This window comes from Providencia sp. SP181 (assembly GCF_050446505.1).
GTDB classification, from domain to species: Bacteria; Pseudomonadota; Gammaproteobacteria; order Enterobacterales; family Enterobacteriaceae; genus Providencia; species Providencia vermicola.
This window is the reverse complement of the sequence record NZ_JBBPXM010000005.1, coordinates 174,949-190,556: the sequence shown is the minus strand read 5'-3', so window position 1 is coordinate 190,556 and position 15,608 is coordinate 174,949. Positions and strand designations below refer to the sequence as shown.

Below are 15,608 nucleotides of genomic sequence, written 5' to 3'. Positions count from 1 at the left end.
ACTGATGACAGAGAAACGCAAAGAGGGAACGGGTAAACTGCTTTACTGTTCTTTCTGCGGAAAAAGTCAGCACGAAGTACGTAAGCTGATTGCCGGTCCGTCAGTCTATATCTGTGATGAATGCGTAGACTTATGTCTTGATATCATCCGTGAAGAAATTAAAGAACTTGCGCCACACCGTGAGCGCAGTGAACTACCTACGCCACATGAAATTAGGCAACACCTTGATGATTACGTCATCGGTCAAGAAAAAGCGAAAAAAGTCTTGGCGGTTGCGGTTTATAACCATTACAAGCGCTTGCGTAATGGCGACAAAACCAGTGATGGTGTCGAATTAGGCAAAAGTAATATCTTGTTAATTGGTCCAACGGGGAGTGGTAAAACGCTGCTGGCTGAGACCTTAGCACGTTATTTGGATGTGCCATTTACTATGGCCGATGCCACGACATTAACCGAAGCAGGTTATGTGGGTGAAGACGTCGAAAATATTATCCAAAAATTACTGCAAAAATGTGACTATGACGTAGAAAAAGCGCAGCGTGGTATCGTGTATATCGATGAAATTGATAAAATTTCTCGTAAATCTGATAACCCATCCATTACCCGCGATGTTTCGGGTGAAGGTGTGCAGCAAGCACTTTTGAAACTTATCGAGGGTACCGTTGCGGCTGTTCCTCCACAAGGTGGGCGTAAGCATCCACAACAAGAGTTTTTACAGGTAGATACCTCGAAGATTCTGTTTATTTGTGGTGGCGCATTTGCTGGTTTAGATAAAGTGATTGGTCAGCGTTTAAATACCCGTTCAGGTATTGGGTTCGCGGCAGAAGTAAAAGGCGAGTCAGACAAAGCAACAGAAGGTGAATTATTAACACAAGCTGAGCCAGAAGATTTAATTAAATTCGGTTTAATTCCTGAGTTTATTGGTCGTCTGCCAGTGGTTGCTACGTTGACTGAGCTGAGCGAAGAAGCGCTAATTCAAATTTTACAAGAGCCGAAAAATGCATTAACTAAACAGTACCAAGCGCTGTTTAGTCTTGAGGGAACTGAACTTGAGTTTCGAGAAGAAGCGTTAAAAGCTATTGCGAAAAAAGCGATGGCACGTAAAACGGGTGCCCGTGGCTTGCGTTCAATTGTTGAAGCTGCTCTATTAAATACCATGTATGACCTTCCTTCTATGACGGATGTCGAAAAAGTCGTCGTTGATGAAAATGTCATTAACGAACAATCAGAACCTTTGTTGATCTACAGCAAGCCAGATGCTCAAGCTTCAGGTGATAACTAATCTTTAAGAAAGCGTTCAATAAATAATCAAACAAAATGAGGGATATCCCTCATTTTGTTTTTTATGTTTAACTACCCATTGAATGCTAAAATCTTGTCCCCATATAGTTTATATTCTGAGGTGTGGTTTCCTTGTTTTTGAGAATATTTTTCAAGCGAGAGACAGAAACCCTTAAACTAGCGTGAGCTAAACGAAGAGAGAGCTTTATGAATCCAGAGCGTTCCGAACGCATTGAAATACCAGTATTGCCTCTGCGTGATGTAGTGGTATACCCACATATGGTGATCCCACTGTTTGTTGGACGTGAAAAATCCATTCACAGTCTGGAAGCAGCGATGGATCATGACAAACAAGTGATGCTGGTTGCGCAAAAAGAAGCCTCGACTGATGAGCCAGGGGTGAACGATTTATTTGCTGTTGGTACAGTTGCATCCGTTATTCAGATGCTAAAACTGCCAGACGGCACAGTGAAAGTCTTAGTTGAAGGCTTAAGACGTGCGCGTATTACTAGCTTGACGGATAACGGCGAGTATTTCCTCGCGCAAGCTGAGTATTTAGCATCTGAACAAGATAAACACGCTGAAGGTTCCGTTTACGACGAAACCACAGCGGGCACTCCAGCATCAATTCTTGATGAAAAAGAAAATGAAGTGCTGTATCGCACCATTGTGAGCCAGTTTGAAAGCTATATTAAGCTCAACAAAAAAATTCCACCAGAAGTGCTGACTGCATTGCACTCGATAGAGCAAGACCAGCTTGATAAACTTGCAGACACTATTGCATCCCACATGCCGCTAAAATTAGCGGATAAACAGCGCGTTCTTGAAATGGCAAATATTGCTGAACGTGTTGAGTTCCTGATGGCGATGATGGAGTCAGAAACAGAATTACTGCAAGTCGAAAAACGCATCCGTAATCGCGTTAAAAAGCAGATGGAAAAAAGTCAGCGCGAGTACTATCTGAATGAGCAAATGAAAGCTATTCAGAAAGAACTGGGTGAAATGGATGACGCGCCAGATGAATATGAATCGCTAAAACGTAAAATCGAAGAAGCGAAAATGCCAAAAGAGGCACAAGAAAAAGCAGAAGCAGAATTGCAGAAGCTGAAAATGATGTCTCCAATGTCTGCAGAGGCCACGGTTGTCCGTAGTTATATCGACTGGATGGTGCAAGTACCATGGCATGCGCGTAGCAAAGTCAAAAAAGACTTAGTTAAAGCACAAGAAGTGTTGGATACCGATCATTATGGCCTTGAGCGTGTTAAAGACCGTATTTTAGAGTATCTGGCAGTACAAAGCCGTGTCAGTAAAATCAAAGGGCCAATTCTTTGCTTAGTAGGGCCTCCAGGGGTTGGTAAAACCTCTTTGGGTCAATCTATTGCGAAGGCAACGGGTCGCCAATACACCCGCATGGCGTTAGGTGGTGTGCGTGACGAAGCAGAAATCCGTGGTCACCGTCGTACCTATATTGGTTCAATGCCAGGTAAACTTATCCAGAAAATGGCAAAAGTTGGGGTGAAAAACCCACTGTTCCTGCTGGATGAAATAGACAAAATGTCTTCAGACATGCGCGGAGACCCTGCATCAGCATTATTAGAAGTGCTTGATCCAGAACAAAATATCGCGTTTAACGACCACTATTTAGAAGTGGATTACGACTTGTCTGACGTTATGTTTGTTGCAACGTCAAACTCGATGAATATCCCTGCGCCACTACTGGATCGTATGGAAGTGATTCGCCTTTCAGGTTATACCGAAGACGAAAAACTGAATATTGCTAAAAAACATTTATTATCGAAACAAATTGAACGTAATGCCTTGAAAAAAGGCGAATTAACGATCGATGATAGCGCATTAATGAGCATTATTCGTTACTATACGCGTGAAGCGGGTGTACGTGGTTTAGAGCGCGAAATTTCGAAATTGTGTCGTAAAGCCGTTAAAGCATTATTAATGGATAAAAAACTCAAACACATCGAAATCAACGCAGATAATTTAAAAGATTATCTGGGGGTTCGTCGCTTCGACTACGGCCAAGCAGATACTGAAAACCGTGTCGGCCAGGTGACTGGTTTAGCGTGGACTGAAGTGGGTGGGGACTTACTTACCATTGAAACTGCGTGTGTACCAGGTAAAGGCAAGTTGACTTATACCGGTTCTTTAGGTGAAGTAATGCAAGAGTCGATCCAGACGGCCTTAACCGTGGTGAGAGCTCGTGCTGAAAAACTGGGTATTAACAGCGATTTCTATGAGAAACGCGATATCCACGTTCACGTTCCTGAAGGTGCAACACCAAAAGATGGCCCAAGCGCAGGTATTGCGATGTCAACAGCCTTGGTTTCTTGTTTAACAGGTAACCCAGTTCGTGCAGACGTGGCAATGACGGGAGAAATCACATTAAGAGGGTTAGTTTTCCCAATTGGTGGGTTAAAGGAAAAATTATTAGCTGCACACCGTGGCGGAATAAAAACCGTATTAATCCCTAAAGAAAACGAACGTGACTTAGAAGAAATTCCTCAAAATGTGATCGCTGATTTAGAAATTCACCCAGTGAAAACCATTGAAGAAGTTCTTTCTTTAGCTTTAGTTAACCCGCCTTTCGGGGTTGAGGTTGTTAAAAAGAAAGCGAAAAGAGTGAGCTGAATCAAGAAGTTTGCATAAAACTAAGGCTGACAGCTAATTTAGGGCTTGTCAGCCTTTTTTTTCATCGTTAATTTAGCGATGATTCTGATAATTGTTTGTATGCAATCTGTTCTCTTGCCATTGGTAATCAGGATTGATATAACGGCTAAATCATTAATTAGCTGTACGAATAGAAGCTAGCTGCTATAGTTAATTTGATGGTTTATAGTCCAACTAATAATGGGGATGATAAGAGTGAATAAAGCTCAACTGATTGATCAAATCGCTTCTGATGCGAATATTTCTAAAGCTGCTGCAGGTCGCGTTGTTGACGCGTTCGTTGCTACTGTAACGAGTTCTTTGAGTAAAGGAGACGATGTTGCTTTAGTTGGCTTTGGTAATTTCACTGTTCGTGAGCGTGCTGCACGTACAGGCCGTAACCCACAAACGGGCAAAGAGATTAAAATCGCTGCGGCGAAAGTTCCAGCTTTCCGTCCAGGCAAGGGTCTTAAAGACGCTGTTAATAGCTAATTAAGTATTTTAGTTTGTCTTTCTTGCATTTTTGCAAAAACTCAAACTGACGGAATGCCTTTAATCAGCTAATATATAAGCGCACCATGGAAATGGTGCGCTTTTTTTTCTTTCTGAGTTAAGATTAGCGTATTATTAAGAAATTGAATTCAACAAAGCGGAGTTAAGCCTTTTTATGATGGAAAATCTACGCACGAAGGCCAACAGTCCTTTTATTAAAATTTTGCTAGGGCTCATTATGCTGTCATTCGTGCTGACAGGCGTTATGATGGGCGGCTTAGGTGGCAATAGTGCCAACAAAGCAGCAGAAGTTAATGGGCAGCCAATTAGCAAGGAACAGTTACAGCAGGCTTTTCAGCAGGAACGCCAATCATTACAAGAATACTTGGGAGATAAATTCTCTGAAGTGGCGAGTAATGAAGAAAGCATGAATTTGCTGCGTCGCCAAGCGCTTGATAATTTGATTAACAATGAATTGATTAATCAATATGCTAATGAACTGAATCTCTCAGCAAGCGATCAACAGATTGAGCAATCCATTTTCTCTATGCCAATCTTCCAAACTGATGGTCGGTTTGATAGCGACAAATATCGCGAAATCTTAAGTCGTTATAACATCAATGCGGATAGTTTTGCGGCACAAATTCGCCAAGATTTAACACGTGCTCAGCTAGGGAAATCTTTTACTGGGACGGACTTCGCTTTACCATCAGAAGTTAAAGCATATGCTGAATTATTTATGCAAGAGCGTGAAATTCGCACTGCAACTTTGTCCTTAGCTGATGTGCAAGCGAAACAAACGATATCTGAAGAAGAGCTGAAAGCATACTACGATGCGAATCAAAATAGTTTTATTTCACCGGAAAAAGTGAAAGTCAGCTATGTTGAAATGGACGCAGCATCTATGCCAGAAGCCACGGTTTCTGATGAAGAAGTGAAAACGTATTATGAGCAAAACCTGAAAAATTACACTCAGGCAGAGCAAAAACAATACAGCATGATCCAAGTAGCTTCAGAAAAAGAAGCGAACGACATCATCAATGAAATCAAAGCAGGTGCAGATTTTGCAACGCTAGCGGCTGAAAAATCAACGGATAAATTCAGTGCGGGTAACAAAGGCCTGATTGGTTGGATGGAGGCCGCTTCAACGCCGAGCGAAATTATCACTGCAAACTTAACAGAAAAAGGCCAACTTTCGGCACCAGTTAAAGCGCAGGATAACTACGTTGTTTTCCGTTTAGATGATATTAAGCCTGAGTCAACAAAACCGTTTGAACAAGTTTCTGAAACCATCAAAGTTAGCTTGCTGCAAGATAAAAACATCAAGCAGTTCTATGACTTACAACAGAAAGTCAGTGAGGCTGCCACAAGCGATATGGAATCATTAGTTTCAGTTGAATCTGTTTCTGGCTTGAAAATGGTGACAACAGATTGGTTTGATCGTAACAATCCACCTGCGGCGTTAAATTTCCCTAAAGTTATCAATGAAGTCTTTAGCGACCGTCTAGTTGATAAAAATGGCTCTAAAGGGATTAACTCTGACGTAATTAACGTTGAAGGTGACCGTGCATTTGTTGTTCGTGTGACTGAGTACAAACCAGAAAGCACAGAGCCGTTTGAAACAGTTAAACCTGCGATTGAAACATTAGTTAAGCGCCAGAAAGCCGATGCAGAACTAAAAGCAACCGCAGACAAGCTACTTGCTGACTTGAAAGCTGGTAAAGGCGAAGAAGCGTTAAGTACAGCGGGCGTTAAATTTACTGGCGTGCAAACTGTTTCGCGTTTAATGCCACAAACCGCGACGATTAACACAGCAATGGACATGGCTCAACCTGTTGATGGTAAGCCTGCCTACTCTATTGCACGTGATGAATCTGACAACTATGTTGTTATTCAGTTGGATAAAGTGACTTTAGGCCAGCCAACGGAAGACGAGCTGAAACAGTTATCCCGTGAATACCAAGGTGTGATGAGCTCTGCTGTGAATGAAGCGTTGATGCTTAATTTACGTGAAAATGCGAAAATTGAAGTTCTGAATCTTGAATAATTGCGAGTAGCTTCGCAATTTAAGTTGTAAGCATATTATTAAAAGGCCACCTTTGGGTGGCCTTTCGCATTTTTATTTTTCGCAAAATGCTGAGATGATTTTTTTCTGGCACTGTGATGTCTCTACATACATAGGAGAAACATCATGTCATGGAAAACAATTGTTAAACGTAGTTTAGCGACAGCATTATGCTTAGCATTATTGGGGGGCTTTTCATCTTTAACATGGGCGAAAAAAAACACAGCAGAGAAAAACGCAATAACACACTCTCAGCCAACTGAATCTACAGAAAGCGTAAAAGCTATTGATATCAACCAATCAAATAAAGTGAGTATTAATAACGCAACGGCAGAAGAGCTGGCTCAAAAATTGAATGGTATTGGCAAACAAAAAGCAAAAGCTATTGTCGAGTACCGGGAAAAATACGGTGCGTTTAATACCATAGAAAATATTTTGGAAGTCCAAGGAATTGGCCCTGCGTTTTTAGAAAAAAATAAGAATAAACTCATGCTTTGATGTCATGGCTCCTCATTCGAATGATTGGGGAGCTACTTATGATATGGCTATTTATTAATCTGATTTACTGTTTTATGGTAAATAATTTGAGAGCTAAGTCTTATTCGTGATATTTATTCAGCATATTTTCCGTACATTTGTTATTTTTATGTTATCGGAATATAAACTGGTCGGAGTAGTTATGACAACAAAGATTAAAGTTCATGGTTATCATATTGATGTATTCCAGCACGTAAACAATGCACGCTATTTAGAGTTCTACGAGGCAGACCGCTGGGAGTGGATGAATAAGCGCAACTTTATCAGTTGGGCAATACAAAGCAATTTAACCATGGCTGCCGTGAATATCAATGTGAACTATATTCAGGGGGTATTGCTGGGGGATGAACTCACTGTTGTGACACGGATGGATAAAATCGGTTCTAAAAGCGCGGTGTGCTATCAACAAATTATTCGTAATAAAGCAGGGCAATCAGAAGTCGTCTCTGATGCTTATGTCACTTTCGTATTTATTGATAACCTCACTAATAAAGCGATTATGATTGATGAAGAGCTGCGTGAGAAGCTGGAGTCATTTAATGCGGTTATTGATGATTTTATTAGTTAATTAAATGAAAGCCTACCTGATCTTGATTATCAGGTAGGTAAACTTGCTTACTGCATTATTTAGCTTGTAGTTGTTTTAATGACTGTATTACAGCTTCTTTTTGGTTTAAGTATTCGTTTAAGCCATTGCTTCTTAAATGGCAGGCTGCACATTCACCGCAGCCATCGCCTTGAATACCATTATAGCAAGTTAGCGTTTGTTCTTTGATGGTGTTAAGGTGACCGTAACTATCAGCTAACGCCCAAGTTTGGGCTTTGTTTAGCCACATAAGGGGCGTTTCGAAGCGAATATCCTTTGCTAAACCAAGAGTGACGGCGTGATTAAGCGCTTTAACAAATTCATCACGGCAATCGGGGTAACCTGAAAAATCGGTTTCGCATACGCCAGTAATCACTGCTTCTGCTTGGACCTGATAAGCGTAGATTGCTGCTAGGGTCAGAAATAAGATATTGCGCCCAGGTACGAAGGTACTCGGTAATCCACTCGCCTCGCTTTTTTCAAAATCAGGGACAGGGATGTTGTTTCGCGTCAAACTACTCACGGCTAATTCATTGAGTAATGTGACATCTAAAACTGTATGGGCTGTTGCGCCTAATGATGCACTTAATTTCAGCGCAACTTCAATTTCTTGACGATGTCGTTGTCCATAATCGAAAGTGACACAATGCACCTCATCATAATTTTCTAAGGCTTGGATCAGACAAGTTGTTGAGTCTTGCCCACCACTAAAGACGACAACCGCGCGTTTCATAGTCACTCCTTGGTGATAATTCATGTAATTCAAGAAAATGAGGTTTTAGTTTTCCATGTTAGCGAGGTGATAACATAATTAACAGTTTTATTTTTATAGGTTTAGTCTATTTGATGTGCTATTTATCCTATTATTCTTTAATTTGTATAAAATTATTCTATAATAAAGCGAATTGGTGACACTATTATTTTTTTTGAATGATGATGTTTTGCATAATAAGGTTTCCAATATTAAAAACATAACAAAAAGCATTTACACCTAAGCCAAGAGAGCAATCATGTTAGATAAAATAGACAAAAAACTGCTTTGTTTATTGCAAAATGACAGTAGCTTATCCCTCAATACACTCGCTGAAGCGGTTAATTTAACCTCTACACCGTGTTGGAAGCGCCTAAAACGTCTCGAAGATGAAGGCTACATTCGTGGACGAGTTACGCTACTTGACGGCGAAAAGCTGGGGTTAGGCTTGACGGTTATCGTAACGATAAAAACTCAGCACCATAATAGTGAGTGGTATGAGCAATTTGTGTCATTTGTTAGTCAGATGCCAGAGGTACTGATGTTTTACCGTATGGCGGGGGAATATGATTACCTGATGCAAGTTGAAGTGCATGATATGAAATCTTATGACCTTTTTTATAAAAAGCTGGTGAATGGTGTTCAGGGTTTAATTGATGTCACTTCAAGCTTTGCGATGGAAAAAATCAAATATACAACAGTGTTACCTATCCCTGATTAGATTGTCGGCAGAAAAGACAATATAAGGCAGCTTAAGGCGTATAAATTAATTAAAATCATTCAAGGCAGCAATACGTGCGATTATTTTCACAACTAAAATGGTATTTTTTAAGTGAATGGCGGCGCTATCTCGGCGCTGTTTGCTTTTTGATTGTCATTGCTATCTTACAGCTCATTCCTCCTCGCATTGTTGGCGTGGTTGTTGATGGGATTAGCAAAGAAACCATGCCGAGAAGTCAACTAGTCAACTACGTCCTGCTAATGTTATTCATTGCATTAATTGTTTATGGCTTGCGATATGTTTGGCGGCTTTGGCTATTTGGTGCCTCTTATAAACTGGCTGTTCAACTACGCCAGAAATTCTATCGCCAATTAAGTCTGCAAAACCAAGCATTTTACCTGAAATATCGTACAGGGGATCTCATCGCTCGTACGACAAATGACGTAGATCGTGTCGTATTTGCAGCAGGGGAAGGGGTGTTAACGCTAGTTGACTCGTTGGTTATGGGGTGCGCTGTTTTAATTATGATGAGTGTTGAGATCAGCTGGCAGCTAACCTTACTGGCGTTGATTCCGATGCCAATTATGGCTATCGTCATCAAGCGCTATGGGGATCAGCTTCACCATCGGTTTAAGCATGCCCAAGGCGCATTTTCATCATTAAACAACCATGCACAAGAAAGTTTAACAAGCATTCGCATGATCAAGGCTTTTGGTCTTGAAGACCATCAATCTAACCAGTTTGAGCAAGTGGCGACCGAAGCAGGCCGCCGTAATATGCATGTCGCAAAAATTGATGCGCGTTTTGACCCAACGATATTTATGGCAATCGGCATGGCGAATTTACTCGCTATCGCGGGTGGGAGCTGGATGGTATTAGATGGTTCGCTCACGTTAGGTGAACTCACTAGCTTTATTATGTATTTAGGGCTAATGATTTGGCCAATGTTAGCCCTGGCTTGGATGTTTAATATTGTTGAACGCGGTAGTGCCGCTTATAGCCGAATTTTAAGCTTATTAAATGAGCCACTGGTGATTAACGATGGCTCGCATTCATTGCAACCTGAAAAAGGTGAATTGAGTGTGAACATTAGCGCTTTTAGCTACCCAGAAACAGCTCGAACCTCGCTATACAATGTCCAATTCAACTTAAAACCAGGACAGTTTTTAGGTATTTGTGGGCCGACTGGATCAGGAAAATCCACATTATTAACGTTATTACAGCGACAATTTGATGTGACTGATGGGGACATTTGCTATCAAGGGTTGCCGTTATCTGAAATTAAACTAGATGAATGGCGTGCAAGGTTATCGATTGTGAACCAATCCCCTTTCTTGTTTTCAGATACTGTGGCAGGAAACATTGCTCTTGGCAGACCAGATGCCACGCAATCTGAAATCGAAGAAGCGGCACGAATTGCCTGTGTGCATGATGATATTTTGCGTTTGCCAGAAGGTTATGAGACGCAAGTGGGTGAGCGGGGCGTTATGCTTTCAGGGGGGCAAAAACAACGTATTTCTATTGCACGGGCAATTTTACAAAACGCAGAAATATTGGTGTTGGATGATTCCCTTTCCGCAGTGGATGGGCAAACAGAATTTACTATATTGCAGAACTTAAGCCACTGGCGACAAGGACGAACGTTAATTATTAGTGCTCATCGGTTATCTGCCTTAGTGGAGGCCGATACTATTTTAGTGCTATCTCAAGGGACAATAACCGCTCAAGGTGAGCATGAATCTCTAATAAGTCAGCCAGGCTGGTATAAAGATATGTATCATTATCAACAAATTGAAGCGGCTTTGGATGGTGAACTATGAGCCAGAAAAAACCACTTTGGCCAGCATTAAAACGGCTTCTCTCCTACGGGAAAATTTACCGTGGCACGATGGGTATTGCTATTGGTATGTTATGGCTAGCTGCAATTGCGGAGGTCAGTGGGCCTCTGCTCGTTAGCTACTTTATTGATAATATGGTGGCTAAAAAAGAAATTATCATGCCACTGACCTTGTATATGGTTATTGGTTTTATATTGCTACAGGTAATTGCTGCGCTACTGCATTATTACCAAATCATTTTATTTAATAAAGCCGCTGTCGGCGTGGTGCAAAACTTGCGTACCGATGTGATGAATGCGGCGCTTCGGCAACCGTTAAGTGCATTTGATAAACAGCCCGTTGGTCAGCTAATTTCTCGCGTTACTAATGATACTGAAGTGATCAAAGACCTTTTTGTTATGGTTGTTCCGACGGTGTTTCGTAGCTTAGCGCTGATTTGCGCCATGTTAGTCGCGATGTTTTCCCTTGAATGGCGAATGGCATCAGTTGCAGTAATGATTTTTCCTGCTGTATTTGTTGTGATGATAGCTTATCAACGTCTAAGCACACCGATTATTCGTCGAGTTCGTTCATATCTTGCGGATATAAATAACGGTTTTAATGAAGTTATTAATGGTATGACGGTGATCCAACAATTTTTGCAGCAAGCTCGGTTTGGCGCAAAAATGCAGGATGTGAGTCAAGAGCATTATAAAGCGAGAATGAAAGCATTAAAGCTGGATGGTTTGTTGCTACGTCCATTACTTAGCTTATTTTCTGCTTCTATCCTGTGTGGTTTGCTATTCTTATTTGGCATTGAAGGGACAACAACGATTGGGGTAGGCGTTTTATATGCTTTTATTAATTATTTAGGCCGATTAAATGAACCGCTAATTGAATTAACATCACAGCAATCGATGTTGCAGCAAGCCGTGGTTTCTGGTGAGCGTGTTTTTGAGTTAATGGATAGCCCACAGCAAGGCTATGGCGAAAGCATTGCTCCATTACAAGGTGGCTCAATTACCATTAATCACCTTTCTTTTGCCTATCGCGATGATAAATTAGTTTTGAATGATATTAATCTGCATGTGCCAAATAACCACTTTATTGCGTTGGTTGGTCACACTGGAAGCGGTAAAAGCACGATTGCTAACCTGATTATGGGGTATTACCCATGGCAAAAAGGTGAAATATTGCTGGATGGTCGTGATTTACACACGTTGTCTCACCAAACTTTGCGTAACGGTATTGCGATGGTTCAGCAAGACCCTGTCGTATTAGCGTCTTCATTTTTTGATAATGTGGCATTAGGGCGTGATGTTAGCCAAGGTAAAGTATGGGAAGTGCTTGAAACTGTGCAACTTGCAGGCTTAGTTCGACAGCTTCCGGAGGGTTTAGATACTGTACTTGGCGAGCAAGGAAATACACTGTCTGTTGGGCAGCGGCAGCTATTAGCGATGGCTCGGGTGCTAGTAGTTACGCCTAAAATTCTTATTTTGGATGAAGCAACTGCAAATATTGATTCAGGCACAGAACAAGCGATTCAAAAGGCGTTACGTGTTATTCGTGAAAATACAACGCTGGTGGTAATTGCGCATCGCTTATCAACCATTGTTGATGCTGATGAAGTGATTGTGCTGCATCGTGGTGCAATTGTTGAGAAAGGGACTCACTCGCATCTTTTACAACAAAAAGGGCGTTATTATCAAATGTACCAGTTGCAACAGGTCGGTGAATCCTTAAATGCCCGCTGTGATGCTGGGATTGAGGTTGTAACTAGCTAATTATTCTGCACTATTATAATGCATCCTAGAAAACCACTCATTCGAGTGGTTTTTTATTTTGTTGTTTCTAATTGAATTTAAACAATAAATAGTTTTTGGCATGAGATTTGCTCATAAGTCAGTAGCGCTCATAGAGGATGAGCGTGCTATTGAGATGACTTATAGGAGTGAGAATGAAATATATCATCGTAATCATTAAGCCATTTAAATTAGATGAGGTTCGCGAGGCGTTGTCCGAAATTGGCATTCAAGGGATGACAATGACAGAAGTGCGTGGTTTTGGACGACAAAAAGGGCATGCTGAATTATACCGAGGGGCAGAATATACCGTCGATTTTTTACCTAAAGTGAGAATGGAGATTGCCGTTCCAGATGAGTTAGTCGAGTTAGTCATTGAAACAGTCGAGAGAAAGGCACACACCGGTCAAGTTGGCGATGGAAAAATATTCATTTTGCCACTTGAGCAAGCAGTACGAATTCGTACGGGTGAAAAACAAGATGAAGCACTTTAGGAGAACGGCGATGCGTAAATGGTTTCAATATATATTAATAGCAGCAAGTAGTTTTCCAATGACCGTTTTGGCTTCCCAAGAGGGATTAGATAAAGCAGATAATGCCTTTATGATGATATCCACGGCCTTGGTGATTTTCATGATTGTACCAGGTATTGCTTTGTTTTATGGCGGGTTATTAAGAAGCAAAAACGTACTTTCACTTATGGCACAGACGACAGTAATTCTAGCGTTGGTTTCTGTTATTTGGATTGTTTATGGGTACAGCTTAGCATTTAGTGAGGGGAATGCATTTTTTGGTGGATTTAGCCTTGTGATGTTAAAGGGAATTACAGTGGAAAGCTTATCCGCAACAATTCCGCAGTTTGTTCATGTTGCATTCCAAGGGGCGTTTGCATGTTTAACCGTGGCGCTAGTGATCGGAGCTTTAGGCGAGAGGATTAAATTTTCAGCCGTTTTAATTTTTACTGTTATTTGGACCACTTTTGCTTATTTACCTATGGCACATATGGTTTGGGGGGGCGGAATTCTTTCACAAGATGGGGCATTGGATTTTGCGGGGGGAACTGTCGTACATATTAATGCGGCAGTCGCAGGCTTAGTTGGTGCTTACTTACTTGGCCATCGTACAGGGCTTGGTAAAGAGGCGATTAAACCACACAACTTGCCGATGGTATTTATGGGGACATCCATTTTGTTTATTGGTTGGTTTGGATTCAATGCAGGCTCTGCGGGAAGTGCTGATGGTATAGCTGCTTTAGCCTTTGTTAACACCGTTGCAGCGGCTTCTGGTGCGATTTTATCGTGGACATTGGCGGAATGGATTTTTAGGGATAAACCGTCTTTACTTGGTGCTTGCTCGGGTTGCTTAGCTGGACTTGTTGGGGTCACTCCTGCGGCTGGAACTGTTGGCGTTGGCGGCGCATTAATCATTGGGCTGCTTTCAGGGATTGCGGGTTTATGGGGCGTGGTAATATTAAAACGTAAGCTGAGAGTCGATGATGTTTGTGACGTTTTTGGCGTTCATGGTGTCTGCGGTATTTTAGGTTGCTTGCTGACAGGGGTATTTACCTCAAGTTCATTAGGAGGAAGTGGCTTTGCGGAAGGCATCACGATGCTAAAACAGGTCGGTATCCAAGCGTTTAGCATCTTAGTGTGTGTTGTATGGACCGCTGTTGTTGCATTTATTGCTTTTATGGTTGCAGCGAAGACATCAGGGTTAAGAATTGGTGTCGAAAAGGAAAGAGAAGGTTTGGATATTACTTCCCACGGTGAAAGTGCTTATAACTAAGGCTGCCACGTACTTTTATTTATGAATTCAGGATAAAACTGTGTTCTATTCAAATTGATAATGGCAGTATACACAACACTGCCATTACCTTTTTGCTGAGTAAGTAATCACTTACTTTTCAATCGATGTTGTCTAGCGAGGTTGCCTTTGACGTATAACACCTTCTTGCACAGCTGTTGCAACAAGATCACCTTGAGGATTGTAAATTTGTCCTTTCACAAAGCCTCTTCCGCCAGACGCTGATGGGCTTTCGACTGCATAAAGTAACCAATCATCGATTTTAAAAGGGCGATGGAACCACATTGAGTGATCAATGGTCGCGACTTGTAAATCTCTTTCCATAAAACCACGACCGTGGGGCTGTAAAGCGGCAGGTAAAAAATTATAGTCAGAAGCGTAGCCTAATAAATAATGATGTAGTGAAGGTATATTGGGTAATTGCCCTTTAGCTTTAAACCAAATATAGCGGAATGGCTCTTGAGGTGGCGCATCAAATGGGCTGTAGAATTCAACTGGCCTAAATTCGAAAGGGTTAGGCCTTAAGGCATATTTTTTGACGGCTTCAGGCAATTTATCGGCCAATGCTTGCACAATATCATCTTGAGAAATTAATTGAGAAGGAGGTGGAACGTCAGGCATCAAGTTTTGATGTGAATATCCATCTTCTTGGGTTTGAAATGAAGCCGTCATAAAGAATATTGGTTGGCCATTTTGAATGGCACTGACACGGCGTGCACTAAAACTTCCACCATCACGTAAAATTTCCACGTCGTACACAATAGGGCGAGAGCTATCGCCAGGACGTAAGAAATAACTGTGAAAAGAGTTAATAAAGCGATCTTCAGGAAGCGTTTGTTCAGCGGCATACATGGCTTGCCCAACAACTTGACCACCAAAAACTTGTGGTAAACCAAGGTCTTCGCTTTGTCCTCTGAAAATACCTTCTTCAATTTTTTCTAGTTCAATGAGGCTAATTAAGTTCTGTAATTCTGGGCTCATAATTACCTTAATACCGTTAAAAATAATGAGATGTCGGTATTTTCCCATTATTTTACCAAAATAGGTAGATAGATTGTGTAAGGGTAAACTAACGCTTACTTGCAGTTACAA

At 41.4% G+C, this 15,608-nt stretch carries 13 protein-coding genes; 11 read left to right on the top strand and 2 right to left on the bottom strand.

Going from position 1 to position 15,608, the window contains the following annotated elements:
• Nucleotides 1–4 precede the first annotated feature (4 nt).
• The 6 genes from clpX (at nucleotide 5) to AABS66_RS10690 (ending at nucleotide 7,604) form a co-directional block, all read left to right on the top strand.
• Nucleotides 5–1,282, top strand: a complete 1,278-nt coding sequence (clpX, locus tag AABS66_RS10715) for an ATP-dependent protease ATP-binding subunit ClpX (RefSeq protein ID WP_206084603.1) — start codon at nucleotides 5–7, stop codon at nucleotides 1,280–1,282.
• A gap of 206 nt (nucleotides 1,283–1,488) precedes the next feature.
• Complete coding sequence (lon, locus tag AABS66_RS10710) at nucleotides 1,489–3,924, top strand: endopeptidase La (RefSeq protein WP_430224912.1); 2,436 nt, start codon at nucleotides 1,489–1,491, stop codon at nucleotides 3,922–3,924.
• A 234-nt stretch (nucleotides 3,925–4,158) separates the two neighbouring features.
• Complete coding sequence (gene hupB, locus AABS66_RS10705; RefSeq protein WP_206084605.1) at nucleotides 4,159–4,434, top strand: nucleoid-associated protein HU-beta; 276 nt, start codon at nucleotides 4,159–4,161, stop codon at nucleotides 4,432–4,434.
• Between the two features lie 175 nt (nucleotides 4,435–4,609).
• A complete protein-coding gene (gene ppiD / locus AABS66_RS10700) occupies nucleotides 4,610–6,481 on the top strand; it encodes a peptidylprolyl isomerase (RefSeq protein ID WP_206084606.1) in 1,872 nt (623 codons plus the stop codon).
• Nucleotides 6,482–6,625: 144 nt separating this feature from the next.
• The gene (locus AABS66_RS10695) at nucleotides 6,626–6,997 is read left to right on the top strand and encodes a ComEA family DNA-binding protein (protein WP_206084607.1); all 372 of its coding nucleotides are present in this window, start codon (nucleotides 6,626–6,628) and stop codon (nucleotides 6,995–6,997) included.
• Between the two features lie 181 nt (nucleotides 6,998–7,178).
• On the top strand, nucleotides 7,179–7,604 hold the full coding sequence (locus AABS66_RS10690; protein ID WP_206084608.1) for an acyl-CoA thioesterase: 426 nt from the start codon (nucleotides 7,179–7,181) through the stop codon (nucleotides 7,602–7,604).
• Between the two features lie 55 nt (nucleotides 7,605–7,659).
• Here AABS66_RS10690 and queC read toward each other — a convergent pair whose 3' ends face one another.
• Nucleotides 7,660–8,355 carry a 7-cyano-7-deazaguanine synthase QueC gene (gene queC, locus AABS66_RS10685; protein WP_430224911.1) on the bottom strand — a complete coding sequence of 232 codons (696 nt, stop codon included), beginning with the start codon at nucleotides 8,353–8,355 and terminating at the stop codon, nucleotides 7,660–7,662.
• A gap of 277 nt (nucleotides 8,356–8,632) precedes the next feature.
• Here queC and AABS66_RS10680 point away from each other — a divergent pair, with 277 nt between their 5' ends.
• From AABS66_RS10680 to amtB, 5 genes are all read left to right on the top strand, one after another.
• Entirely contained in the window at nucleotides 8,633–9,094 is a 462-nt protein-coding gene (locus tag AABS66_RS10680) for an Lrp/AsnC family transcriptional regulator (protein WP_206084610.1), read from the top strand.
• Between the two features lie 74 nt (nucleotides 9,095–9,168).
• A complete protein-coding gene (locus AABS66_RS10675) occupies nucleotides 9,169–10,914 on the top strand; it encodes a SmdA family multidrug ABC transporter permease/ATP-binding protein (protein ID WP_430224910.1) in 1,746 nt (581 codons plus the stop codon).
• Nucleotides 10,911–12,695 (top strand): SmdB family multidrug efflux ABC transporter permease/ATP-binding protein, encoded by a 1,785-nt coding sequence (locus tag AABS66_RS10670; RefSeq protein WP_206084613.1) that lies wholly within the window; start codon nucleotides 10,911–10,913, stop codon nucleotides 12,693–12,695. Before AABS66_RS10675 ends, AABS66_RS10670 begins: the two co-directional genes overlap by 4 nt.
• Nucleotides 12,696–12,868: 173 nt before the next feature.
• Complete coding sequence (locus tag AABS66_RS10665) at nucleotides 12,869–13,207, top strand: P-II family nitrogen regulator (RefSeq protein WP_206084614.1); 339 nt, start codon at nucleotides 12,869–12,871, stop codon at nucleotides 13,205–13,207.
• A gap of 10 nt (nucleotides 13,208–13,217) precedes the next feature.
• Nucleotides 13,218–14,498, top strand: a complete 1,281-nt coding sequence (gene amtB, locus AABS66_RS10660; protein WP_206084616.1) for an ammonium transporter AmtB — start codon at nucleotides 13,218–13,220, stop codon at nucleotides 14,496–14,498.
• 132 nt (nucleotides 14,499–14,630) lie between these two features.
• On the opposite strand, the gene tesB is transcribed toward amtB, so the two are convergent.
• Complete coding sequence (gene tesB, locus AABS66_RS10655) at nucleotides 14,631–15,497, bottom strand: acyl-CoA thioesterase II (protein WP_206084617.1); 867 nt, start codon at nucleotides 15,495–15,497, stop codon at nucleotides 14,631–14,633.
• Between the last annotated feature and the right edge of the window lie 111 nt (nucleotides 15,498–15,608).

Coding starts and splice junctions, on each gene's coding strand:
- clpX (WP_206084603.1), top strand. CDS start 5: ATGACAGAGAAACGCAAAGAGGGAACGGGTAAACTGCTTTACTGTTCT.
- lon (WP_430224912.1), top strand. CDS start 1,489: ATGAATCCAGAGCGTTCCGAACGCATTGAAATACCAGTATTGCCTCTG.
- ppiD (WP_206084606.1), top strand. CDS start 4,610: ATGATGGAAAATCTACGCACGAAGGCCAACAGTCCTTTTATTAAAATT.
- AABS66_RS10695 (WP_206084607.1), top strand. CDS start 6,626: ATGTCATGGAAAACAATTGTTAAACGTAGTTTAGCGACAGCATTATGC.
- AABS66_RS10690 (WP_206084608.1), top strand. CDS start 7,179: ATGACAACAAAGATTAAAGTTCATGGTTATCATATTGATGTATTCCAG.
- queC (WP_430224911.1), bottom strand. CDS start 8,355: ATGAAACGCGCGGTTGTCGTCTTTAGTGGTGGGCAAGACTCAACAACT.
- AABS66_RS10680 (WP_206084610.1), top strand. CDS start 8,633: ATGTTAGATAAAATAGACAAAAAACTGCTTTGTTTATTGCAAAATGAC.
- AABS66_RS10670 (WP_206084613.1), top strand. CDS start 10,911: ATGAGCCAGAAAAAACCACTTTGGCCAGCATTAAAACGGCTTCTCTCC.
- AABS66_RS10665 (WP_206084614.1), top strand. CDS start 12,869: ATGAAATATATCATCGTAATCATTAAGCCATTTAAATTAGATGAGGTT.
- amtB (WP_206084616.1), top strand. CDS start 13,218: ATGCGTAAATGGTTTCAATATATATTAATAGCAGCAAGTAGTTTTCCA.
- tesB (WP_206084617.1), bottom strand. CDS start 15,497: ATGAGCCCAGAATTACAGAACTTAATTAGCCTCATTGAACTAGAAAAA.